General features: G+C 63.1%; 11 protein-coding genes. 6 read left to right on the plus strand and 5 right to left on the minus strand.

Features of this window, described 5'->3' with window-relative positions; all coding sequences use genetic code 11:
• The first annotated feature begins 65 nt into the window (after positions 1 to 65).
• Positions 66 to 509 carry a hypothetical protein gene (locus tag AC1TXO_RS25235; RefSeq protein WP_486404239.1) on the plus strand — a complete coding sequence of 148 codons (444 nt, stop codon included), beginning with the start codon at positions 66 to 68 and terminating at the stop codon, positions 507 to 509.
• A 72-nt stretch (positions 510 to 581) separates the two neighbouring features.
• Here AC1TXO_RS25235 and secB read toward each other — a convergent pair whose 3' ends face one another.
• Genes secB through AC1TXO_RS25250 form a run of 3 tightly spaced genes read right to left on the minus strand, consistent with a single transcriptional unit; the run spans position 582 to position 1,773 of the window.
• The gene (gene secB, locus AC1TXO_RS25240) at positions 582 to 1,064 is read right to left on the minus strand and encodes a protein-export chaperone SecB (RefSeq protein ID WP_054891215.1); all 483 of its coding nucleotides are present in this window, start codon (positions 1,062 to 1,064) and stop codon (positions 582 to 584) included.
• Positions 1,065 to 1,103: 39 nt separating this feature from the next.
• Positions 1,104 to 1,358 (minus strand): glutaredoxin 3, encoded by a 255-nt coding sequence (gene grxC, locus AC1TXO_RS25245; protein WP_486404240.1) that lies wholly within the window; start codon positions 1,356 to 1,358, stop codon positions 1,104 to 1,106.
• A 1-nt stretch (position 1,359) separates the two neighbouring features.
• Positions 1,360 to 1,773, minus strand: a complete 414-nt coding sequence (locus tag AC1TXO_RS25250; RefSeq protein WP_486404241.1) for a rhodanese-like domain-containing protein — start codon at positions 1,771 to 1,773, stop codon at positions 1,360 to 1,362.
• Between the two features lie 206 nt (positions 1,774 to 1,979).
• Here AC1TXO_RS25250 and gpmI point away from each other — a divergent pair, with 206 nt between their 5' ends.
• The 4 genes from gpmI (at position 1,980) to AC1TXO_RS25270 (ending at position 7,134) form a co-directional block, all read left to right on the plus strand.
• Positions 1,980 to 3,515 carry a 2,3-bisphosphoglycerate-independent phosphoglycerate mutase gene (gpmI, locus tag AC1TXO_RS25255; RefSeq protein WP_486404242.1) on the plus strand — a complete coding sequence of 512 codons (1,536 nt, stop codon included), beginning with the start codon at positions 1,980 to 1,982 and terminating at the stop codon, positions 3,513 to 3,515.
• Between the two features lie 141 nt (positions 3,516 to 3,656).
• Complete coding sequence (locus tag AC1TXO_RS25260) at positions 3,657 to 4,949, plus strand: murein hydrolase activator EnvC family protein (RefSeq protein WP_486404243.1); 1,293 nt, start codon at positions 3,657 to 3,659, stop codon at positions 4,947 to 4,949.
• An 86-nt stretch (positions 4,950 to 5,035) separates the two neighbouring features.
• Positions 5,036 to 6,361, plus strand: a complete 1,326-nt coding sequence (locus AC1TXO_RS25265; RefSeq protein WP_486404244.1) for a S41 family peptidase — start codon at positions 5,036 to 5,038, stop codon at positions 6,359 to 6,361.
• An 8-nt stretch (positions 6,362 to 6,369) separates the two neighbouring features.
• On the plus strand, positions 6,370 to 7,134 hold the full coding sequence (locus tag AC1TXO_RS25270; protein ID WP_486404245.1) for a divergent polysaccharide deacetylase family protein: 765 nt from the start codon (positions 6,370 to 6,372) through the stop codon (positions 7,132 to 7,134).
• 24 nt (positions 7,135 to 7,158) lie between these two features.
• On the opposite strand, the gene AC1TXO_RS25275 is transcribed toward AC1TXO_RS25270, so the two are convergent.
• Positions 7,159 to 11,844 carry a dermonecrotic toxin domain-containing protein gene (locus tag AC1TXO_RS25275; protein ID WP_486404246.1) on the minus strand — a complete coding sequence of 1,562 codons (4,686 nt, stop codon included), beginning with the start codon at positions 11,842 to 11,844 and terminating at the stop codon, positions 7,159 to 7,161.
• A 163-nt stretch (positions 11,845 to 12,007) separates the two neighbouring features.
• Positions 12,008 to 13,954 (minus strand): BCCT family transporter, encoded by a 1,947-nt coding sequence (locus tag AC1TXO_RS25280; RefSeq protein WP_486406911.1) that lies wholly within the window; start codon positions 13,952 to 13,954, stop codon positions 12,008 to 12,010.
• A gap of 533 nt (positions 13,955 to 14,487) precedes the next feature.
• On the opposite strand from AC1TXO_RS25280, the gene betI reads away from it, so the two are divergent.
• Positions 14,488 to 15,153 carry a transcriptional regulator BetI gene (betI, locus tag AC1TXO_RS25285; RefSeq protein WP_486404247.1) on the plus strand — a complete coding sequence of 222 codons (666 nt, stop codon included), beginning with the start codon at positions 14,488 to 14,490 and terminating at the stop codon, positions 15,151 to 15,153.
• The last annotated feature ends 7 nt before the right edge of the window (positions 15,154 to 15,160 follow it).

Here is a 15,160-nt window from a genome sequence, read left to right on the forward strand (position 1 = left end):
CTATCCAGAAGCGCGGCAACTAGGCTTCAATACGCGTTTTTCCGGACACACCCAAGGATTCACCCATGGCTTCGAACACCAAGCAACAGAAACGCGCCAAGCGCGCCGCTTCCAAGGCCAAGCAGAACCGCATGGTCCGCGGCGGGCAGGCGGTCAAGGCCAGCGCTGGCGACAGCAGCAGTGTCGAGCAGGTGTTCAACAAGGCCATGGAGTCCGGAAGCTACGACGCCCTGTTCGACAGGATGAAGCAAGCCCAGGAAACCGACCTGGTCTCGATGATCTCGGTGTTTCTGGTCGACCCGCTGCTGGCACTGGTGCTCAAGGGGCACAAGGAAGAGCACGCCACCGACTACATTGTCCTGGTGTTCACCGCCTACCGCGCCTGGCTCGACGGCGCTGATGAAGCGGCGACCATGGCCTGGCTGGAAAGCGATGAATTCCAGGACGCCTACGTGGCGGCGTCGGAGGCCGTGGCCAGGCAGCAGCAACAGCAGAAGCAGTTTGGCTGAAGCCCGGCACTCGCCCACAAAAAAGCCCCTGCGGTAGACCCGCAGGGGCTTTTTCGTCAGTCACGCAAGCGATTACTGCAGGGAAGGCGCTTCGCCAGCTTCCTGCATGCGCTGCAGCTCTTGGGCGTACAGGGCATCGAAGTTCACCGGCGACAGCATCAGCGCCGGGAACGAGCCACGGGTGACCAGGCTGTCGAGGGTTTCACGCGCGTACGGGAACAGGATGTTCGGGCAGAACGCACCCAGGGTGTGGCTCATCGACGCTGCGTCCAGACCCGAGATCAGGAAGATGCCCGCCTGCTGAACTTCAGCGATGAAGGCGACTTCTTCACCGTTCTTGACGGTAACCGACAGGGTCAGCACGACCTCGTGGAAGTCGCCTTCCAGGGCTTTCTGACGGGTGTTGAGGTCCAGCGCGACGCTCGGTTCCCACTGCTGGCGGAAGATCTGCGGGCTTTTCGGGGCTTCGAACGACAGGTCACGCACGTAGATGCGCTGCAGCGAGAATTGTGGGCTGTTCTCTTCGGCGGCGCCGTTGTTCTGTTGGTCAGTCATGGCAGATCCTTTTCTGAAAATGGTTGAAAGAGGCGTGAATCAGGCCTCGAGCAGGGCGTCGAGCTTGCCCGAGCGCTCCAGCGCAAACAAGTCATCGCAACCGCCAACGTGGGTGCCGCCGATCCAGATCTGCGGCACCGACGTACGCCCGGCCTTCTGGGCCATTTCGGCGCGCACCTGCGGCTTGCCGTCGACGCGGATTTCCTCGAAGGCCACTTTCTTGCTCGCCAGCAGTTGCTTGGCGCGCATGCAGTAAGGGCAGTAGTCGCTGGAGTAGACGATGACGGGCTTCATATCACTTCACCAGGGGCAGGTTATCGGCTTTCCAGCTGGACACACCACCGCTGAGCTTGGCGGCGGTGTAGCCGGCCTTGAGCAGCTCGCGGCAGATGGTGCCGGACTGCTGGCCCATCGCATCGACGATGATCAGGGTCTTTTCCTTGTGTTTTTCCAGCTCGGCCATGCGGCCGGCGACTTTGTCCTGCGGGATGTTCAGCGCACCGACGATGTGGCCGGCGGCGTAGTCCTTGCTCGGACGGATATCGATCACCACGCCCTTCTCGGCGTTGACCAGCGCGGTCAGCTGGCCGTTGCTCAGGCTCTGGCCGCCGCGGCGGATTTCATTGACCAGCAGCAGGATCAGCAGAATGAAGAAGATCGCAACCAGGATGAAGTGATCTGTCGCAAATTGAATCAGGTGAGCAACCATCAGGGGTGTTCCAGGCGATTGAAAATGCCGGCCAGTATACACAGCCACCCATGCCCGCCAAAGCCCGCCGGGCCGGCGCGAAACCAGCCTTCATGTGCAGGCTGTCGGTACGCCGGTCGCTCGAGCCGATGAATATTCGCCGTCGCTGGCCGATTTGCCCTAAAATGCGTGTCTTTATCATCTTTGAACAACCGTGAGTTTGATTGATGACGAGCACGCCCAAGCCCCTGGTCCTGATCATCCTGGATGGTTTCGGTCACAGCGAAAGCCCCGAATACAACGCCATCCATGCCGCCAACACACCGGTCTATGACCGCCTGCGCGCCACCCAGCCGCATGGCCTGATCTCCGGTTCCGGCATGGATGTCGGCCTGCCGGACGGGCAGATGGGCAACTCCGAAGTCGGTCACATGAACCTCGGCGCCGGCCGCGTGGTTTACCAGGACTTCACCCGCGTCACCAAGGCCATCCGTGACGGCGAGTTCTTCGAGAACCCGGTGCTCACCGGCGCCGTGGACAAGGCGGTCGCCGCCGGCAAGGCCGTGCACCTGCTGGGCCTGCTCTCCGACGGCGGCGTGCACAGCCACCAGGACCACATCGTCGCCATGGCCGAACTGGCCGCGCAGCGTGGTGCCGAGAAAATCTACCTGCACGCCTTCCTCGACGGTCGCGACACCCCGCCGCGCAGCGCGCAGTCGTCGCTCGAACTGCTCGATGCGACCTTCGCCAGGCTGGGCAAGGGCCGCATCGCCAGCCTGATCGGCCGCTATTTCGCGATGGACCGTGACAACCGCTGGGACCGCGTCAGCGCGGCCTACAACCTGATCGTCGACAGCACTGCCGAGTACAGCGCCGACAGCGCCGTGGCCGGCCTGGAAGCTGCCTATGCGCGCGACGAGAGCGACGAATTCGTCAAGGCCACGCGCATCGGCGAGGCGGTCAAGGTCGAAGATGGCGACGCGGTGATCTTCATGAACTTCCGCGCCGACCGTGCCCGCGAACTGTCGCGGGTGTTCGTCGAGCCTGACTTCAACGAGTTCCCGCGTGCGCGCCTGCCCAAGCTGGCCGCCTACATCGGCCTGACCCAGTATTCGGCAAAGATCCCGGCCCCGGCGGCCTTCGCCCCGGCCAGCCTGAACAATGTGCTGGGCGAGTACCTGGCCAAGAACGGCAAGACCCAACTGCGCATCGCCGAGACCGAGAAGTACGCCCACGTGACCTTCTTCTTCTCCGGCGGGCGCGAAGAGCCGTTCGAGGGCGAGGAGCGCATCCTGATCCCGTCGCCGAAAGTCGCCACCTACGACCTGCAGCCTGAAATGAGCGCGCCGGAAGTGACCGACCGCATCGTCGAGGCCATCGAGCAGCAGCGCTACGACGTGATCGTGGTCAACTATGCCAACGGCGACATGGTCGGCCACACCGGCGTGTTCAGTGCTGCCGTCAAAGCGGTCGAAGCGCTGGACGGCTGTGTCGGGCGTATCGTCGAGGCGCTGGACAAGGTCGGCGGCGAAGCGCTGATCACCGCCGACCACGGCAACGTCGAGCAGATGGAAGACGAATCCACCGGCCAGGCGCACACCGCCCACACCACCGAGCCGGTGCCGTTCATCTATGTCGGCAAGCGCAAGGTCCAAGTACGCGGCGGCGGCGTACTGGCCGATGTGGCGCCGACCATGCTCAAGCTGCTGGGGCTGGAGAAGCCGGCTGAAATGACCGGCACCTCGATCCTGATCGACGCCTGAGACTTCGCAGCAGGGCAGCCGCACAGCCTGCCCTGATGCGATTTCCGGACAAACGCCCCGCCGCACCTGCAGCGGGGCGTTTTTTTTGCACGCTCAGGCGGGCATACTAGGCCAGTCTCCATCCCTGGTACGCCCGATTCCATGCGCCGCGCCCTCATATTCCTCGCCCTGTCATGCCTGCTCAGCCCGGCGTTCGCCGATGAGCGCGCGCAGACCCAGCAACAACTGGACGCCACTCGCCAGGACATCGCCGAGCTCAAGAAGATGCTGGGCAAGCTCCAGGAAGAAAAGGCCGGCGTGCAGAAAGACCTCAAGTCCACCGAGACCGATATCGGCAACCTCGAAAAACAGGTGGAGGGTCTGCAGCAAGAGCTAAAAAAGACCGAGGGCGAACTGGAGCGCCTTGACCACGAGAAAAAAAAACTCCAGAGCGCCCGCGTTGAACAACAGCGACTGATCGCCATCCAGGCCCGTTCGGCCTACCAGAACGGCCGCGAGGAATACCTCAAGCTGCTGCTCAACCAGCAGAACCCCGAGAAGTTCGCCCGCACGCTCACCTACTACGACTACCTGAGCAAGGCGCGCCTGGAACAGTTGCGCGCCTTCAACGAAACGCTGCGCCAGTTGGCCAACGTCGAGCTGGAGATTTCCGGCCAGCAGGAGCAGCTGATGGCCCAGCGCGCCGACCTCGACAGCCGCCGCCAGGCGCTGGAAGCCGAACGCAGCAAGCGCCAGCAGGTGCTGGCCAAGCTCAACAGCGACGTGAAGGAGCGCGACCAGAAGCTCCAGGCCCGTGAACAGGACCAGGCCGACCTCGCCAAGGTGCTCAAGACCATCGAGGAAACCCTCGCCCGCCAGGCCCGCGAAGCCGAAGAGGCGCGGCAGAAGGCGTTGCTGGCCAAGCAGGAAGAAGAAAAGCGGCGCAAGGAGCAGGCCCTGGCCGACGCCCGCCGCGACGAGCCGCAGGAGCCACCGAAAAAGGCCCGCACCGTGCTCGGGCCGATGGTTTCCGGCGATGGCGCGAGCTATGGCGGTGCTTTTTCCGCCGCCCGCGGAAAACTTCCATGGCCGGTCAATGGTCGACTGCTGGCGCGCTTTGGCGACACCCGCGGCGGTGACGCCCGTGCCAAGTGGGACGGGGTGATGATCAGCGCCGCTGCCGGCACCCAGGTGCACGCGGTACATGGCGGGCGCGTGGTGTTCGCCGACTGGTTGCGCGGCGCTGGACTTCTGGTCATTCTCGACCATGGTAATGGTTACCTGAGCCTGTACGGCCATAACCAGAGCCTGCTCAAGAGCGCCGGCGACATCGTCAAGGCCGGCGAAGCCATTTCCACCGTCGGTGACAGCGGTGGCCAGGACAGCGCAGGTCTGTACTTCGCGATTCGCCAGCAGGGCCGGCCCACCGACCCTGCGCAATGGTGCCGAGGCTAGGCACCGCAACATTTACGGCAAGGCCCGACAGCGGGCCGCACCGATGCTCCCGCGGGGGCACCTACAGGATCAGGAGTTCGTTCGACATGCTGCACTCGTCTCGCCTCACCCAGCTGGCCCTGACCATCGCCCTGGTCGTCGGCGCGCCCCTGGCCAGCGCCGCTGAGCCGGTCAAGCCCGCCAAGCCGGCTGCCGTGCCGGCCACCGAGGTGACGGCCAAGGCGCCGCTACCGCTGGACGAGCTGCGCACCTTCGCCGAGGTGATGGACCGCATCAAGGCCGCGTATGTCGAACCGGTCGACGACAAGACCCTGCTGGAGAACGCCATCAAGGGCATGCTCAGCAACCTCGACCCGCATTCGGCCTACCTCGGCCCTGAAGACTTCCAGGAGCTGCAGGAAAGCACCAGCGGCGAATTCGGCGGGCTGGGCATCGAGGTGGGCCAGGAAGACGGCTTCATCAAGGTGGTCTCGCCCATCGACGATACCCCGGCTTCGCGCGCCGGCATCGAGGCTGGCGACCTGATCGTCAAGATCAACGGCGCCCCGACCCGCGGCCAGACCATGACCGAAGCGGTCGACAAGATGCGCGGCAAGATCGGCCAGAAGATCACCCTCACGCTGGTACGCGACGGCGGCACGCCCTTCGATGTCACGCTGGCCCGTGCGGTCATCCAGGTCAAGAGCGTGAAGAGCCAGCTGCTGGAGAACGACTACGGCTACATCCGTATCACCCAGTTCCAGGTCAAGACCGGCGAGGAAGTCGGCAAGGCGCTGGCCAAGCTGCGCAAGGACAACGGCAAGAAGCTGCGCGGCCTGGTCCTGGATCTGCGCAACAACCCGGGTGGCGTGCTGCAGTCGGCGGTGGAAGTGGCCGACCACTTCCTCACCAAAGGTCTGATCGTCTACACCAAGGGCCGCATCGCCAACTCCGAGCTGCGCTTCTCCGCCGACCCGGCCGACGCCAGCGAAGGCGTGCCGCTGGTGGTGTTGATCAACGGAGGCAGCGCCTCGGCCTCCGAGATCGTCGCCGGTGCCCTGCAGGATCAGAAGCGCGGCGTGCTGATGGGCACCGACAGCTTCGGCAAAGGCTCGGTACAGACCGTGCTGCCGCTGGCCAACGACCGGGCGCTGAAGCTCACCACCGCACTGTACTTCACCCCCAATGGCCGCTCGATCCAGGCCCAGGGCATCGTGCCGGACATCGAGGTACGCCAGGCCAAGCTCACCGCCGAGGCCGACACCGACAACTTCAAGGAAGCCGACCTGCAGGGCCACCTGGGCAACGGCAACGGCGGTGCCGACCGCCCGACCGGCAGCAGCAAGCGTACCGAGCGCCCGCAGGACAACGACTTCCAGCTCAGCCAGGCGCTCAGCCTGCTCAAGGGCCTGAACATCACCAAGGGTGACTGATAACCACCATGCGTCTTCTGCTGTTCACGCTGTTCTGCCTGCTGGCCGGCACCGCACATGCGGCGCCGGCCAAGGCCTACATGAGCATCATCATCGACGACCTGGGCCAAAGCAGCGAGCGTGACAGCCGCACACTCGCCCTGCCCGGCCCGGTCACCCTGGCGATCATGCCCGACACCCCGCACGCCACCGATTTCGCCCGCCAGGCCCACAAGGCCGGGCGTACGGTGATCCTGCACATGCCCATGGACCCGGCCACCGGGCCCTACGCCTGGCATCCGGGCCTGCCCATCGAGGAGCTGGCCCGCAGGCTTGATGCGGCACTGCTCAAGGTGCCGTACGCTGCCGGCATCAACAACCACATGGGCAGCCGCATGACTGCGCAGCCCGAGGCCATGGCCTGGCTGATGGGTGAACTGCAGCGGCGCGCACTGTTCTTCGTCGACAGCCGCACCAGCGCCGCCACGGTGGCGGCGGCCAAGGCCCAGGCGCTGGATCTGGCGCATGTGTCGCGCGATGTGTTCCTGGACGATGTGCGTACGCCCGAGGCGATTGCCGCGCAACTGCGCCAGGGTGTCGAGCTGGCACGCAAGCAGGGGTCGGCAGTACTGATCGGCCATCCCTATCCGCAGACCCTCGAGGTCCTGGAAAAGGAAATGCCCCGGCTCAGAAGCCAGGGCATCGAACTCATCGAACTGCGCCAGATGATCGCCCAGCGCAGCAACCAGGCCATGCCGGCGCATGGTCGCAGCGGGCGTTACGCCAACCGCTAGCCTTGCGCGCGACATCACTCTGCCTCAGTAGTCGTTGAAAGGAATGGCGTGCCGGGCTTGTGCGTAGGTCAGGTTACCCCGATAGATCTTCAGCACCTGCCCGCCCCTGGCTTTCTCCATCTGCTCCTTGTACCCCATCAGGCGCTGGCTCCACAGCTTGAGATGGCCTTTGCCGAATGCGGTGGGCGCTGCGTGGGCGTCGGCGAAATGGAAATGCGCAGCCCACAGAGGCTTGCCCCTGGCATCACCTGGGGCCTTGAGCAACTCGATGCGGTATTCATCGAGATATCCATCGGACAACTCCTGGCGCGGGCCCTCGTACGTAGTCTTGATCAGCTGTTCCTGATGCAGGAAGTTCAGCGCCTTGGCGCCCGGGTAGCGTGTCTGGCTATACAGTTCGACAAGGCACTGACGCTTGACGTCCTTAAGGCGCGCCACCGCGCCATCAAGGCGCTCCAGGAGGTCGCCATCGACCAGCGCATCCTTCAACTGCTCACGCAGCTCCAGGACTTCACCGACCTGACCGTCAAGAATTGAAATCAGACCGCCATCATCCGCATCGCTGGCGACCATTTCCCTGGCTTGCTCGATGACGCTTTCGTTCTGCTGCAGAATGCCTTCGGCCAGGTCCTTGCTGTTCTGCTCGGTTTCCGGGGTCGAGGCCCGGGATTCGGTACCTGGGGTGGGTACCGGCGAGGTCGATTGTTCAATCCAGATGTCACCTTGGCGATGGAAGCTATGCGCAACTTCATCGCTGAAGGTGGGAAATACTTGCAGGATCGACTCCCCGTCCACCACGATCTCGGTGCCGATCACGATCTGTCCTTCCCGGGTATGCGCCACCTGCATCGACTTCATCGGATAGACCGAGCGACGAGAAGATGCAGCCTGCCCGGAGGCCTGTTCGCGCATGGCTTCGGTCAGCGCCTGCCCAACATAGTCTTTCAACTGCACCATCTGCTCCTTGTAGGCCAGCAGGCGTTGCGTGTCGATGAGCGCGCTGCCCAGCTTGGCGATCCTGTCACTGTTCAGGATTGCCGCCAGGTAGGCATCCCACGCAGTTTCAAGGACTTCGATACGGTCGTTGATCGACAATTCGCAGTACAGCGACAACTGATGGGTATTGGCAGCCACCCTCAGGTGCTTGCTGGCCAATGCCTCACGGAAGATGGTGTAGTGGCTGGCCTTGGCCGCACCCAGCGACTGGAAAGTCAGCTCGACATGGTTCATGGCCTGGAAAAAGCGGATGGCGACGGTCGTGGTCTTGCGCTGCTGGATGATCTGGGCAACGGTCATCGGTACCTGGTTGACCTTGACCGACATTGCGAGGTCACTGACTGCAAGCAAACGGTCCAGCATGTCGGACACTTCTATGACCTGCTGTTGGTCCTGCACCATGCTTTCGAGCATGCGTGTGTATCTGTCGTACAGGGCCGGCTTGAACTCCGGCGGCGCCGCCGAGAGCTCGTTGACCAGTGGTTGATAGCTTCTGAAATCCCCCACGCTTACCTGCTCGTCGAGCATGAAGATGCCATACCCTATGAGGGTCTGGCGCAGTTCGGCGAGGGTTTTGCGCTGATACTCCTGATGCGAATTGGCACGCTGGTAGCTGGGATTGTCGAGTAGCTGGACGACAAGACTCTCAGCCTGCGAATAATGCCCGATGATCAGGCGCAGCTTGTCGATACGTTCCCTGCGCAAGCTCGATACCTGCTCGATGAGGGTCTGTTTTTTGGCTGTAAACAGCTCCTTTACCTGCTCGAATTGCGCCAGCTTGCCCGGGTCGGCAGGGGCAGGGGTATTCAATCGATCATCGACGGCCTTGAGGCTGTCCGAGACCACAAGGATCCTCTCGTTCAAGGCAGCGTAATCGTTGGTGACGCCATGCGCAGCGCTCAATTCGGCATTGAGATCGTCCACCGCTTTCTTGGATGGCGCCTCCAGCTTGTTGCGCAGACGCTGTTTGGCATCGGCTCGCCCGCTGCCGCCGCGCAATCGTGTATCCACCCGCCAGCCGGTTCCATCGTTGTACAGGCGTGGGCCTGGTGTCTGGTCCGGCGCAATGATCTGGAGCCCATCTTCGAGGTTCCGTACCTTGTACACATCACCCGCCAGCTCGATGTAGAGGTGATCACCCAGCGTCTTGAGTCCGGCGGTGGGGCCCTGCATGATCGGCGCCACGCCGGCCAGCGAAACGTCCACTGCCAGCGTGCGCAGACGACTGCGCTGCCCTGGCGCGAGTGCATTCACACCACCGAGGCCCCGCCACGAAAAGTCCAGATGGGAGCGGTCGATGTCGTGCAAGCGGCTCAATGGTCCACCCGCTTCCTGCTCCGGGGCCGGCAATGCCCAGGGCACTGTCGCTTCCTGGGCGGGAAGTGTGTCCAGCAACGGCGCCTCGACAGGTATCGACGGCAGATCGCCCTTGGGCAATTGAAGATGCACCCAGGCCATGAGGGTGTTGTTCAGGATGTCGACGGTCGCCTGGATCACCTCACCGGTATTGCGACTGGCAATGCCCTTTGCATCGCTCTCCATCCCCCTTATCCCCATGTACAGCCACGCCACCGATACCAGCGGCCCCGGCAAGACGGGCATGACGACGTTGAGCAGTTCCCAGCCGAATGCGGTGACCACGCCCCAGCGCAGCACGCTGTTGCTGGGGGCCTTACGGTTGGCCAGTTCGATCATCAGCTGGTGCTTGGCCTCGAACAGTTGCTGGTCCACGTCTCGGGTCCAGAACTGCAGCGCCAGCATGGCAGGCTCCGGTTTGTCGAGGGGCGCATAGGGATCGAAGACCCAGTGCGGCAGGTGCGGCTCCTTGAAGCCACCATTGGCGTAGATCGGCTGGACTTCCTGGTCGAGCCACATCAGCGCCATGTCCTGCAGCGAGCCCTGCTCGGCTACTGCGGCCAGCAGTGCACGGGCGTCCGGGAACTGACAGATGGCCTTGTGGGTATAGAGCGGCATGTACAGGACATGGCTGCCCGACTCGATGATTTCGATGACATACATGCCGTGCACCACATCGACCAGCTGCGAGGTAGGCGAGCGCCGCAACGCCAGCGGGGCGATGCGCACGCTCGCTGAATCCTGCTCATGGCCTTTGCAGAAACGCACCAGCGCAGCATGCGCATGCGCATCCAGCCTCTCGACCACCCGCGCCCTGGCGACATCGAACATCAGGGTGGTTCGCCATTGCCGGGTAAAGCTGGCGATACGCGCCGGCCTGGCGGCCTGGTCGGCGAGCAGCTCGTTGACATAGCCAGGATAGCGACCGCCGATATCGACCCGAGCGATCAGCTCATGAATGTAGTCCACGGTCATCCAGTCCATGATCAGCTGGTTGTCCCGGTGCTCGATGCGGGTGACCGCGCCGCCGATGCTCGCATCGAGCCGGCCTATTGCAAGGGTCGTCAACGTGAGCTTGCGCGAATCGATCTTCTGCCCGAAGCCCAGGCCATGCCCGTCGCTGACGAAGGTATCGACCGTGAGTATCAAGTCGTCGGGGAAATAATTGGCTTCGTCAGGATAATCATGCAGCAGCTCCTCGCGCAGACGACGAGCCGCATAGCCGTGCAGGTCCTCTATACCGTCGAGCGCCTGCGCGCCATCGGAAGCAGCCTGCTGCAGCGACAGGTCAAGCATCGCCTGCAGGTAACCTGTCTGTGCATCGGGGCTGGCTCGCTTCAGCCCGCCCGGCAACAGGAGTGCCTGCGTAGTGGTCGAAATGAGACGACCGGTGAACAGCTTCGAAGGGTCGCAGGCCTCACTGTAGGCCGCTTCCAGCGCATCGATGCCATTCAGGGCGCTGCGCCGGACCTGCCCGATTCGATCCAGCAGGATTTCCAGCACCAGGCCGCTCTGCAGGGAAAACGCATCACCGTCGGCGCTCAACGCTGCCCAGCTCAACGAATCGAAGCTGTAGCGCTCGGCCATCTGCACCTGCAGTGCCCGGGCAAAGCCATGCAAGGAATCGAAACGTCGAACCTCCCCGTCCGGCGAACACCAGAACACCACCTGCTTGCCCTTGACCTCGGTATTGACCAACAGCCAGGGCAGCAACTGGCTGAACGTACGATCCCCCTGACGCATCTGCACGCGAACTGCCTGCGCGTTGATCCGGTTGAAATCACCCAGGATCAGCCCGCGCAGACACTGGCGCTCGTCGTCGTCATCCAGCGCGCTCAGACCCTCCATCAATCCCATGCGCAGGATCTGCTGCAACCACAGGTCGCGATCGGCGCCCATGCTGCCGTTCCAGTAGTCGATCTGCGCTTGCTGGAAATGGTAGGGCAGCATGAGCAGCAAGTCGTTGAAGGCATCGGTGAGAATCCACGGTTCGACCAGATCCCCCTCGATGGTTTCGAAGCCATCCTCGATGGCGAAGAACCGTGTCATCGGTTTCAGGCTGAAGGCGTAGGCGCCCAACCGGCCAAAGTCCACTGGCGCCGCATTCAGCATCGCGCCCAGCAGCACATCGATCAGCGGTGCATGCAGCGACTGCCCGTCGGGTGTGGTGTACAGCACATGCAAGGGCAACGCCGTGGTCAACTCGGGACGATGGGTGGCGACCAGCGGATAATGCTCACGGATCAGCTTCATCGCCTGTTCGCCGGCCACCTGGCGCAAGGTGGGGCGTGCGGCGAACTGCCTGGCGACAGCGGCGCAGAGGTCGTAGGCGGGACAATCGGACGTAGGGATCTTCATTGCTTGCACTCCTCGGAGAAAGGAGTGCAAGCATGCGTATGCGCAGTGCGTGCAAAGCGCTACATATTGCTTTCAGGCACAGCGGCTGCAGAGTCGTGCTGCAAAGCAAGAGGCCCTGTCTCGCGACAGGGCCTGTTTGCGGCGCCATGTGCCACAGCGGCTGTCAGCTGTACACTCGCCCCAGTAACTGGCGATGGCTCTCGAACTGATCGAGCACGTCGCGCACGATCTGCTCAGGCGTGAAGCCCATCAGGTCGTACTCCTGGCTGCCGTTGTGCAGGTACACCTCGGCACGGTAGAAGCGCTGGCGCACCTCGGCCTCGCCATCGACCGCGGCCTCGCTCGCAGCAGCCATGTAGCCGTCCAGGCTGACTTCATAGACGAAAGGGTTGCCCTCTTCCATCATCACCCGCACGCCCATCATGTTGCGCGACTGACCGACGCGGGTCTCCACCTCGAAGCCCAGGGCGCGCAGTTGCTCTGCGGCCTCCTTGAGCGCCGGGCTGACCTGCTTGTCCATGAAGCGCTGCACTACTGCCTGGGTCGGCTGCAGCTCGAGCTGGGTGAGACGTTCGCTGAAGCCGCGACGGCCACGGGCGGCCAGCTCGGCACGTTCCTGCTCGACCGCCACGTCCTGCTTCATCGCCTTGTACAGGCCGAACATGAACAGCACCAGCACCACCGAGAACGGCAGGCCGGCCAGCACCACCATGGTCTGCATGGCTTCGAAGTTACCGGCGAACAACAACCCGATGGTCACCAGGGTGATGATCACCGACCAGAACACCACCATCCAGTGCGGCGCGTCCTCGTCCACCTGGCCGCCTTTGCACGAAAGGTTGGCCATCATCACCGCACCGGAGTCGGCGGGGGTGAGGAACAGCACGAAGCCGACGAACACCGCCACACCGATCACCACCTTGGCCGCCGGGAAGTATTCCAGCAACTGGTAGATCGACATCGACGGCTGCTCGAGGGCAGTCTTGCCCAGCTCCACGGCGCCGTGGTTGATCACCAGGTCCAGCGCGGTGTTGCCGAAGATCGACAGCCACGCCAGGGTGAAGCCCAGCGGGATCAGCAGCACGCCACTGACCAGTTGGCGCACGGTACGGCCCTTGGAGATACGGGCGATGAACATGCCGACGAACGGGCCCCAGGAGATCCACCAAGCCCAGTAGAACACGGTCCACAGGCCCAGCCAGCGTTCGGACTTGCCGGCCTCGCCTTCATAGACGTAGAGGTCGAAGGTCTTGAGCACGATGCCGTTGAGGTAGTCGCCGACGTTCTGCACGAAGCCGTTGAGCAGATGCAGGGTGTTGCCACCGATCAGCACGAAGATCAGCAGGCCGCTGAACAGCATGATGTTCAGGTTGGACAGGCGGCGAATGCCGTTTTCCACACCCGAGACCGCCGCCACGGTGGCCACGCCGGCCATCACCAGGATCACCACCAGCAGGTTGGTCTTGCTGTGGTCCATGCCGAACAGGTATTCCAGGCCCGAGGACACCTGCATCGAGCCGATGCCCAGGTTGGTCACCAGCCCCAAAAGGGTGACGAACATGCCGAAGATGTCCACGGCATTGCCCGCCGCGCCCTTGACCCAGCGCTCACCGACCAGCGGGTACAGCGCCGAGCGCAGTGCCAGCGGCTGGTTGTGGCGGTAGGCGAAGTAGCCCACGGCCAGGCCCACCAGGGCATAGATCGCCCAACCGTGCAGGCCCCAGTGCAGGAAGGTCAGCTGCAGGCCCTGGCGCGCGGCCTCGAGGCTGGCGGAGGTGCCTTCCGGCGGATTGAAATAGTGATCCAGCGGTTCGGAGGCACCGAAATACAGCAGCGAGATACCGATACCGGAGGAGAACAGCATGCCGGCCCAGGCTCCGTAGCTGAAGTCGGGCTGGTCATCCTTGCCGCCAAGCTTGAGCTTGCCGTAGTCGGAGAACGCCAGGTAGACGACGAACAGCAGGTAACCGCAGATCACCAGCATGTAGTACCAGCCGAAGGTGCGCGTCAGCCACTTCTGGGCCACGCCCAGCACCTGGCCGGCGGTTTCGGGAACAGCGATAAGCAAGGCAGTCAACGCGAGGACCAGCAGCGCGGAGGTGAAGAACACCACGCGGTTGACCCGAACCCTCTCGGCGGGGGGCTTTGTCAGGGAGGCAGAACTCATTGCACGAATGCTCCGGGCAGTACAACGGTGGAGGCTAATCAGTCGTTCCCGCGCAATTGGTGCAATAGCCCCACTGCGTCAGGTGTTATAAAAGCACCCTGGAAACCGTGATCCCGAATCGAAACGCTGCAAGAAAACAGACCGGCGGAGCGCCTCCGAACGCCGTCATCCCGTGGGGATGCGCGCATTCGTCACAGCTCGCCTGACCCGCTCCAAGGGTCGTCCGCACGGCTATTGGCCGCTCGGCAGAATCTGTCCCTGCACCGTTCTTGCCCGTCAACGCCTTGTATTCCGGGGGTTACACGTGTTCCTGGGGTGTCAATTCGTGCCTGCTCGACCGCCTGAAAAACTGTCAATGGCACAAATTGTCGCAGAGCTTATTCTTTATTGATTGAACGTTCAATCAAAACAAAATAGACTGGCCCTCGCCGAGTCGGATGCACGTCGTCCGCTCGCAGGCCTGAGGAGATAGCAAGATGCCCAAGGTCGGTATGCAACCCATCCGCCGCCAGCAATTGATCGAAGCCACCCTGCAGGCGGTCGATCAGGTCGGACTGGGGGATGCCAGCATTGCGCTGATTGCCCGTTTGGCCGGCGTGTCGAACGGCATCATCAGTCACTACTTTCAGGACAAGAACGGCCTGATCGCAGCGACGATGAGCTACATCATGAAGATGCTCAGCGATGGCGTGAACGCACGCCGCGAGGCGCTCAAGGACGACAGCCCCCGTGCCCACCTGCAGGCGATCATCGAAGGCAACTTCGATGCGAGCCAGGTGAACGGCCCGGCGATGAAAACCTGGCTGGCCTTCTGGGCCTCCAGCATGCACCAGCCGTCTTTGCACAGGTTGCAGCGGATCAACGACCACCGCCTGTACTCCAACCTGTGTTGTCAGTTTCGCCGCGTCCTGCCGATCTACCATGCGCGCAAGGCAGCACGCGGCCTCGCAGCCCTGATCGATGGTCTGTGGCTGCGTGGCGCGCTGTCGGGCGATGCGTTCGACACCGAACAGGCGATACGGATCGCCAACGAATACATGGATCTACAACTGGCTAAGCAGCACGCCCTGGACACCAACCCCCAGGCGGCTGAACGATCGCACGCAGCGACTGCCCAACCGGCAGGAGCACGACGCGGCTAGCCAATCA

This window comes from Pseudomonas sp. FA117, assembly GCF_057370475.1.

Coding starts and splice junctions, on each gene's coding strand:
- AC1TXO_RS25235 (WP_486404239.1), top strand. CDS start 66: ATGGCTTCGAACACCAAGCAACAGAAACGCGCCAAGCGCGCCGCTTCC.
- secB (WP_054891215.1), bottom strand. CDS start 1,064: ATGACTGACCAACAGAACAACGGCGCCGCCGAAGAGAACAGCCCACAA.
- grxC (WP_486404240.1), bottom strand. CDS start 1,358: ATGAAGCCCGTCATCGTCTACTCCAGCGACTACTGCCCTTACTGCATG.
- AC1TXO_RS25250 (WP_486404241.1), bottom strand. CDS start 1,773: ATGGTTGCTCACCTGATTCAATTTGCGACAGATCACTTCATCCTGGTT.
- gpmI (WP_486404242.1), top strand. CDS start 1,980: ATGACGAGCACGCCCAAGCCCCTGGTCCTGATCATCCTGGATGGTTTC.
- AC1TXO_RS25260 (WP_486404243.1), top strand. CDS start 3,657: ATGCGCCGCGCCCTCATATTCCTCGCCCTGTCATGCCTGCTCAGCCCG.
- AC1TXO_RS25265 (WP_486404244.1), top strand. CDS start 5,036: ATGCTGCACTCGTCTCGCCTCACCCAGCTGGCCCTGACCATCGCCCTG.
- AC1TXO_RS25270 (WP_486404245.1), top strand. CDS start 6,370: ATGCGTCTTCTGCTGTTCACGCTGTTCTGCCTGCTGGCCGGCACCGCA.
- AC1TXO_RS25275 (WP_486404246.1), bottom strand. CDS start 11,844: ATGAAGATCCCTACGTCCGATTGTCCCGCCTACGACCTCTGCGCCGCT.
- betI (WP_486404247.1), top strand. CDS start 14,488: ATGCCCAAGGTCGGTATGCAACCCATCCGCCGCCAGCAATTGATCGAA.